This is a genomic window from Streptomyces mayteni (assembly GCF_054783955.1).
Genome location: NZ_BAAGPR010000198.1, coordinates 1 through 7,002, shown reverse-complemented (window position 1 = coordinate 7,002; position 7,002 = coordinate 1). Strand labels below are relative to the sequence as shown.

At 73.2% G+C, this 7,002-nt stretch carries 6 protein-coding genes; 1 reads left to right on the top strand and 5 read right to left on the bottom strand.

Annotated elements, in window-relative coordinates:
• Positions 1 to 322: 322 nt before the first annotated feature.
• The 5 genes from ACYVPE_RS38620 to ACYVPE_RS38600 all read right to left on the bottom strand — a co-directional run bounded on the left by ACYVPE_RS38620 (position 323) and on the right by ACYVPE_RS38600 (position 5,862).
• Positions 323 to 1,039, bottom strand: a complete 717-nt coding sequence (locus ACYVPE_RS38620; RefSeq protein WP_461038518.1) for an aggregation-promoting factor C-terminal-like domain-containing protein — start codon at positions 1,037 to 1,039, stop codon at positions 323 to 325.
• 422 nt (positions 1,040 to 1,461) lie between these two features.
• Complete coding sequence (locus tag ACYVPE_RS38615) at positions 1,462 to 2,763, bottom strand: PhoH family protein (protein ID WP_461038519.1); 1,302 nt, start codon at positions 2,761 to 2,763, stop codon at positions 1,462 to 1,464.
• Positions 2,764 to 3,154: 391 nt separating this feature from the next.
• Entirely contained in the window at positions 3,155 to 3,943 is a 789-nt protein-coding gene (locus ACYVPE_RS38610) for an isoprenyl transferase (RefSeq protein WP_461038517.1), read from the bottom strand.
• Positions 3,944 to 4,239: 296 nt separating this feature from the next.
• On the bottom strand, positions 4,240 to 4,983 hold the full coding sequence (locus ACYVPE_RS38605) for a prepilin peptidase (protein WP_461038516.1): 744 nt from the start codon (positions 4,981 to 4,983) through the stop codon (positions 4,240 to 4,242).
• 330 nt (positions 4,984 to 5,313) lie between these two features.
• Complete coding sequence (locus tag ACYVPE_RS38600) at positions 5,314 to 5,862, bottom strand: DUF1990 family protein (protein WP_461038515.1); 549 nt, start codon at positions 5,860 to 5,862, stop codon at positions 5,314 to 5,316.
• Positions 5,863 to 5,962: 100 nt separating this feature from the next.
• On the opposite strand from ACYVPE_RS38600, the gene ACYVPE_RS38595 reads away from it, so the two are divergent.
• On the top strand, positions 5,963 to 7,002 hold a 1,040-nt coding region (locus ACYVPE_RS38595), incomplete at its 3' end, for a serine/threonine-protein kinase (RefSeq protein ID WP_461038514.1).

Sequence of the window (7,002 nt, the reverse complement as noted above, 5' to 3'; positions counted from 1 at the left end):
GCCGCGGCGCGCGCGGCCGTCACCTCCGCCTCGCCGCGCTCGCCGGCCTCCCGCTCCCGGCGCCCCTGCTCGCGCTCCGCGTCGCCGCGCAGTCGCGACACCCGCGATCCCACGCGCGACAAACCGGCCCCGAGCCGACCAAGTCTCGACATCCCTTGTCCCTCCGCCCCCAGCTTCATCTCACCGCAAACGCGCCTCGACGTTACCCCGGACGGCCGGACATCGGGATATCCGATGGGAATCAGTGCGGTCACGGCGAAGCCCCCGAGCCGACCGGGCTCGGGGGCTTCGCCTCAGCTACGCGCCGCGGGAGCGGATGCCGTCAGTACCAGTTGTTGACGGTCCAGAAGTCCCAGGCGCCACAGGGACTGCCGTAGCGGTCCTCCATGTAGTTCAGGCCCCAGCGGATCTGGGTGGCCGGGTTGGTCTGCCAGTCGGCGCCGGCGGAGGCCATCTTCGTCCCGGGCAGCGCCTGCATCAGGCCGTACGCGCCCGAGGAGGGGTTGGTCGCGGTGTAGTCCCAGCCGCTCTCGTGGTCCACGATGTTCGAGAAGCACTGGAACTGGTCGGCGCCGACGATCTCGCGCGCCATCTGCTGGATCTCGGCGACGCTGTACGACGACTGCACGGAGTAGTCGGCAGACGCGCTCGCCGACTGGGCCTCAGCGGCCGCCTCGGCGGCCGCCGCCTCCTGGGCCTCGCGCTCCGCCTGCTCCTCGGCCTCGCGCTCCTCCTGGGCCCGGCGCTCGTTGGCGTCCTCGGCGGCCTGGATGCGGGCGGCTTCCTGGGCGGCGATTCGGGCGTCCGCGTCCGCGGCGACGGACTGGACCTCCGCCTGCTGCGTCAGCGACGTGGTGTGCAGCTGGGCATTCGTGCCAGCGGGTATCTCGGCGAGCAGCGTCGCATCAGCCGCGACGACCTCTACCCCGTCAGTGACGGCCCCCTGCTCGTCGCCCGACGCCACGCCGACGGCAGCGCCGACGGTGGTCACAGCGGTGGCGGACGCCACTGCGAATCCCCGGACCGAAATCCCGGTCACACGGTTTCCTTCCGACATCGCCCGCTCGTCACCTCACGGGCACAATCGTGCCCCTGACTCGGGCCTCCCCCGATGCCGTGGCGGGAGGCGCTGGCCCGGACGGAGCCCGGCGCGTTGCGTGTCGGGTTCCGCGTGGTGCTTCGGGCGGCATACGGCGAGCGGCTGTTCAGTTGTAAGTCGCAGTCCTTGCGGTGCCCTTGGGGGGCAACGGTTGCCGTATGCGGGGCCTGACAGAGGCACACACTGCCGGAAGCGAGAGCCCGGAGGCAATTCGACCCCGTGTGGGAAAGCTCACACGGGGTCGGGGGTTGTCAAGCTGGCATAACCCGGAATTGACGGGCCGGCCTGCGGTTTCGTCGGACGGCCGGGCGCCCCGGCGGGTGGATAACCGCCGGGACGCCCGGTTCGCGCCGTTGGGGCGACTAAATGCGCCCCTCCTCCAGCATTTCGGTCACCAGCGCGGCGATCGGGGACCGCTCGGAGCGGGTGAGGGTGACGTGGGCGAAGAGCGGATGCCCCTTCAGCTTCTCGACGACCGCGACCACCCCGTCGTAACGGCCCACGCGCAAGTTGTCGCGCTGCGCCACGTCGTGCGTCAGCACGACCCGGGAGTCCTGCCCGATCCGGGACAGCACGGTCAGCAGCACGTTCCGCTCGAGCGACTGGGCCTCGTCGACGATGACGAACGCATCGTGCAGCGACCGGCCGCGGATGTGGGTGAGCGGCAGCACCTCCAGCATGCCGCGCGCCACCACCTCCTCGATGACCTCCCGGGTGGTGACCGCGGACAGGGTGTCGAAGACGGCCTGCGCCCAGGGGTTCATCTTCTCGGCCTCGGTGCCCGGCAGATAGCCGAGGTCCTGGCCGCCGACCGCGTACAGCGGCCGGAAGACCATCACCTTGCTGTGCTGCCGCCGTTCGAGCACGGCCTCGAGACCGGCGCACAGGGCGAGCGCCGACTTTCCGGTGCCGGCCCGGCCGCCCATCGAGACGATCCCGACCTCCGGGTCGAGCAGCAGGTCGAGCGCGATCCGCTGCTCGGCGCTGCGGCCGTGGATGCCGAACGCCTCCCGGTCGCCGCGGACCAGCCGGATCCGGCCGTCGGGGGCGACCCGGCCGAGCGCGCGGCCGCGCTCCGAGGAGATGACCAGGCCGGTGTGCACCGGCAGCGCGGCCGTCGCCTCGTCCTTGACGCTCTCGGTGGCGAACAGTTCGTCGACCGACTCGGCGCCGAGCGAGACCTCCACCATTCCCGTCCAGCCGTCGGCCTCGGTGATGGCGAGTTCGGCCCGGTACTCCTCGGCGGCGAGCCCGACTGACGACGCCTTGATGCGCAGCGGCAGGTCCTTGGAGACGACCGTCACGTCGTGGCCCTCGGCCTGCAGGTTGCGGGCCACCGCGAGGATGCGGGAGTCGTTGTCCGGCAGCCGGCCGCTGCCGGTGCGCATCGCCGGAGGCAGGACGGTCGGGTCGGAGTGGTTGAGCTCGACGCGGAGCGTGCCGCCGAGCTCGCCCATCGGCAGGGGCGTGTCGAGCCGCCCGTGCTTGACCCGGAGTTCGTCCAGCCGGCGCAGGACCTGCCTCGCGAAGTAACCGAGCTCTGGATGGTGGCGTTTGGCCTCGAGCTCGGTGATCACGACGACGGGCAACACCACCTCGTGTTCGTCGAAACGGGTGATGGCCGCCGGATCGGCGAGCAGGACACTGGTGTCGAGGACGTACATGCGCCGGTCGCTGGAACGCTTCTTGCTGCTGGCCACGTGTGGACGAACCCCCTCGGACGAGGTGTGGAATCAAGGCGCCGCCCAGGGCGCCGGGGGCTGAATACCGGCCCCGGCCCGCCGCGCGCGGGCCGGGATCCGGCCCCGATCCCCACCTGACGAGGGGGTGACGTGCTGCGCAAACGGGCCTCCCGGCGGACCGCACTGACGCACGGTCCGCGAGGAATATGCCCGCCCCTTGCGCATCTCATGCGAAGAACGCCCTGGACGGCCGCCTCGTGACAGTGTGGTGATCGCCTATGACACCGAGGCTATGCGCCCGGAAATGGGGGTGTAAGTGCCGATGGTCCCTGGACGGATTCGCCAGCCATCGGAGTGAGCCGCGGCGCGGGGGTCAGACGCCGTACCGACGGTGCCTGGCCGCGTAGTCGCGCAGTGCGCGCAGGAAGTCGACCTTGCGGAAGGCCGGCCAGTACGCCTCGCAGAAGTAGTACTCCGAGTGGGCACTCTGCCAGAGCATGAAGCCGGAGAGGCGCTGCTCACCGCTGGTGCGGATGACCAGGTCCGGGTCGGGCTGGCCGCGGGTGTAGAGGTGGTCGGAGATGTCGCTGGTCCGCAGCGACTCGGCGACCTCCTCCAGGGACCGGCCGTCGGCGGCGCGCTTGGCGAGCAGCGAACGGACGGCGTCCGTGATCTCCTGCCGGCCGCCGTAGCCGATGGCGACGTTGACCACTATCCCGGGGCGTTTGCCGGCCAGTTCCTCGGCCTCGCGCAGCACCTTCCTGGTGCGCTCGGGCAGGACGTCGAGCGCGCCGACGTGGTTGACCCGCCAGCGGCCGTCCTCGGCGAGGTCGCGGACGGCGCCCTCCACGATGGAGAGCAGCGGGGTCAGCTCCTCGGGCGGCCGGTTCAGGTTGTCGGTGGAGAGGAGCCAGAGGGTGACGACCTCGACGTCCGTCTCCGCGCACCAGCCGAGCAGGTCCCTGATCTTGGCCGCCCCGGCCTCGTGGCCCTCCTTGGTGGTGTTGCCCGCCGCCTTCGCCCAGCGGCGGTTGCCGTCCAGGATGACGCCGATGTGCTTGGGCCCCCTGGCGGTGTCGAGATGGCCCTCGACCCGCCGTGCGTACAGCCGGACGGCGACGCGACGCAGGGTGTTCTTCATCGCGCTCTTGATCGCGCTCATGGTGACTGTCAGCCCCTCCTTGCCCTCTCCCCGTGCCGGTGCACTCTAGCGCCGCCGCCCGACGGCACGAACCGGAAGCAGTGGATCCGGCCAGGCGGGGCGGTGAAGAAAGAGAGGAGAAGAAGGGGGAGGGGCCCCGGCCGCGCCGGCCCGGTCGAGGCCGCGTGGGCCTGTCGGACGGGCGGGGGCACGGAGACAGAAAGCGGGCCGGTCCGTGGGGGGGGTTACGGACCGGCCCGAGGGGGGGTTTCCACCGTAACGCATGACGGCGCCTGACGGATGCATCTGGACGTGAATTACGTCGCGAGTCCCGCCACACTCAGCCCGACGAGCGCGCCAAGCGCCATGAAGGGACCGAAGGGAACGGCCGTCCTGCGGCCCGCCCGACCCGCGATGACCAGGGCGAATCCATAGCCGGCGGCCAACAGGAAGCCGACGAACGTGCCGGCGAGCACCGCCGGCCAGCCGTACCACCCAAGGGCGACTCCCACGGACAACGCCAGCTTGACGTCGCCGAAGCCCATGCCGTTCGGGTTGATCAGGAACAGCACCAGGTAGCAGCCGGCGAGCGCGAGGCCGCCGAGCAGCGCCCTGGGCCAGCTGCCGGCGGCGTCCGGGAACAGCGCCGCCACGCCGAGCCCGGCGGCGAGGCCGCCGGCCAGCGGCAGGGTCAGCGGGTCGGGCAGCCGCTGCACCGCGAGGTCGACCGTGGCGAGCAGCACCGTCACCGGGACGGCGAGCAGCCAGACCACCAGTTCGGGGCGGGCGCCGACGCAGGCCGCCAGCAGCGCGGAGCAGCCGGCGGCGGCGACGGCGGCCGCGTTCGCCGACCTGGGCGGCGCGGCCTCGGGCGGGCAGCTGTCGCAGCGGCCGGTGCCGAGCCACCCCCCGGCGGCGCGGCCGGGCAGCGGATGGCCCGCCGGGCAGGCGTCACGCCAGGGTTCGCCGGCGGGCGCCGCGAACCGGTAGGCGGGGCGGGCGAGCAGCGCGCCGGCGAGCGCGCCGTACGCCGCGGCGACGGCGATCAGCAGCGGGTGCACGGGGTGAGCGTAGGTGAGCGGCGACGCCGCCGAGGGCCGGCCGCGGAAACCGGAGCCGTCCTGGGGGCCGGAGAACCGGAGCGGGCCGGCGAGAGCTGGCGAGGACCGCCAGGACCGGCGAGGACCGGAGAAAGGTGGAGAAACCGGAGAAAACCATGCGGGCCGGTCTGCCCGAGTGGGGGGTGGGCAGACCGGCCCGTCGAATGGGCCGGACCGGAGCGGGGGGGTGGCTCACGGTCCGCCCGGCCAGCCGCCGCCGGGGTGGGAGTGGCGACGCTGGCAGTACAAGGCATCGGCTGGGGTGCCGACACCGGGAACCATACAGCACGGTCATGAGGGCTGTGACCCCCCTGCGCGGCGGCCTCGGCAGACGCGGCGCAGGGCCCTGCCATAGGTCCAGGCCATGGTCCGCTGCGCGGTTCGGCCCAGCGGACCGGCCAGTCTGACGTACCAGACGGCGGGCCGGCTGACGGCCGTGACCGTCAACCAGACGGCGTCGTCCGACTCCCGTGTCACGACGAACGACTCCTCGCCGCACTCCGGATGGCCGGGCAGCGTGCCGTAGGCGAAGCCGATCCGGTCCGGCTCCCGGATCGTCCACACCACCCGGCAGTCGCCGCCGATCCTGACCGGTCCGAGGCCGACCGCCACGGAGACCCGCACCCCGGGCTCGGCCGCCTCGGCGCGGGTGGTCACCCGCACCCCGGCCGCGCGGTGCATCCGCCAGCGCAGCACCGCCTCGCCGGCCGTGGCGGCGAGTTCGGGGCCGTGGCCGAGGTGGATCCGCTCGCGGAGCAGGTGGAAGCCGGCGGGCGCCGGTCCCGGTCGGGCGGTGACGCCGACATGGGGGTAGTCGAGGTCGTCGATCGGTTCTGCCATGGCCCGCCCTCGCTCGCCCGGCGGCCCCGGCCGGACCGCGCTCCCCACTAGGATGCGACGCGCGGTACACGAACAGGCGGTCGAACCTGGGGGGCATTGCGTGACGGGAGTGACGGGTCCTGAGAGTTCCGGGGGTCGGCGTCCGGACGCCACCCGGTTCCGGGAGTTGGGCGACACGGATCCCCGGCAGGTGGGCCGCTACCGGATCCAGGCGAGACTGGGCTCGGGCGGCATGGGCAGCGTCTACCTGTCGTTCACGCCGGGCGGGCAGCCCGTCGCGCTGAAGGTGGTGCGGGCCGAGTTCGCGGACGACCCCGAGTTCCGGCGCCGCTTCGCCCACGAGGTGGCCGCGGCGCACCGGGTGCAGGGCGTCTACACGGTGCCCGTCCTGGACTTCGACACCGAGGGCGCCGCGCCCTGGCTGGCCACCGCCTATGTGCCGGGGCTCTCGCTCGGCGACGTGATCAGGGACCACGGGCCGCTGCCGGTGGAGACGGTGCTGCTGCTGGCCGCCGGGGTGGCGGAGGCGCTGCAGTCGATCCACGCGGCCGGCATCGTGCACCGCGACCTGAAGCCGGGGAACGTGCTGCTGTCGGGTGACGGCCCCAAGGTGATCGACTTCGGCATCGCGCAGGCGGCCGACGGCACCGCGCTGACCGGCACGGACGTGCGGGTGGGCACGCCGGCTTTCATGGCGCCCGAGCAGATCATGGGCACCCCGGCGATCTCGGCCGCCACGGACGTCTTCGCGCTGGGCGTCGTCATCCACTTCGCGGCGACCGGCGGCCACCCGTTCGGCGCGGGGTCCGTGCACGGCCTGATGTACCGCATCGTGCAGGAGGCGCCCGACGTGACGGCCGCGCCGGCGGCGCTGCGCGGCCTGATCACGGCCTGCCTCGCCAAGGACCCGGCGGCGCGGCCGTCGCCCGCGCAGGTGATCGAGTCCTGTCGCCAGCTGTCGCCGGGCCAGGCCCTCGCCCGCCACGACGGCTGGTTGCCGGCGCCGGCCGACGCGGAGGTGACCCGCCTCCGCCAGGCGGGCCCGCCGCAGGCCGCCCCGACCCCGACGGCCTTGTCGGTGCCATCGACGCCGCCGGCACCGGCCGCCCCGCCGACGCCGGGACCGGCCGCCGGCGGCGG

Bases quoted from the DNA above. Each gene is read 5' to 3' on its own strand.
- ACYVPE_RS38615 (WP_461038519.1), bottom strand. From the start codon at position 2,763: ATGTACGTCCTCGACACCAGTGTCCTGCTCGCCGATCCGGCGGCCATC.
- ACYVPE_RS38610 (WP_461038517.1), bottom strand. From the start codon at position 3,943: ATGAGCGCGATCAAGAGCGCGATGAAGAACACCCTGCGTCGCGTCGCC.
- ACYVPE_RS38600 (WP_461038515.1), bottom strand. From the start codon at position 5,862: ATGGCAGAACCGATCGACGACCTCGACTACCCCCATGTCGGCGTCACC.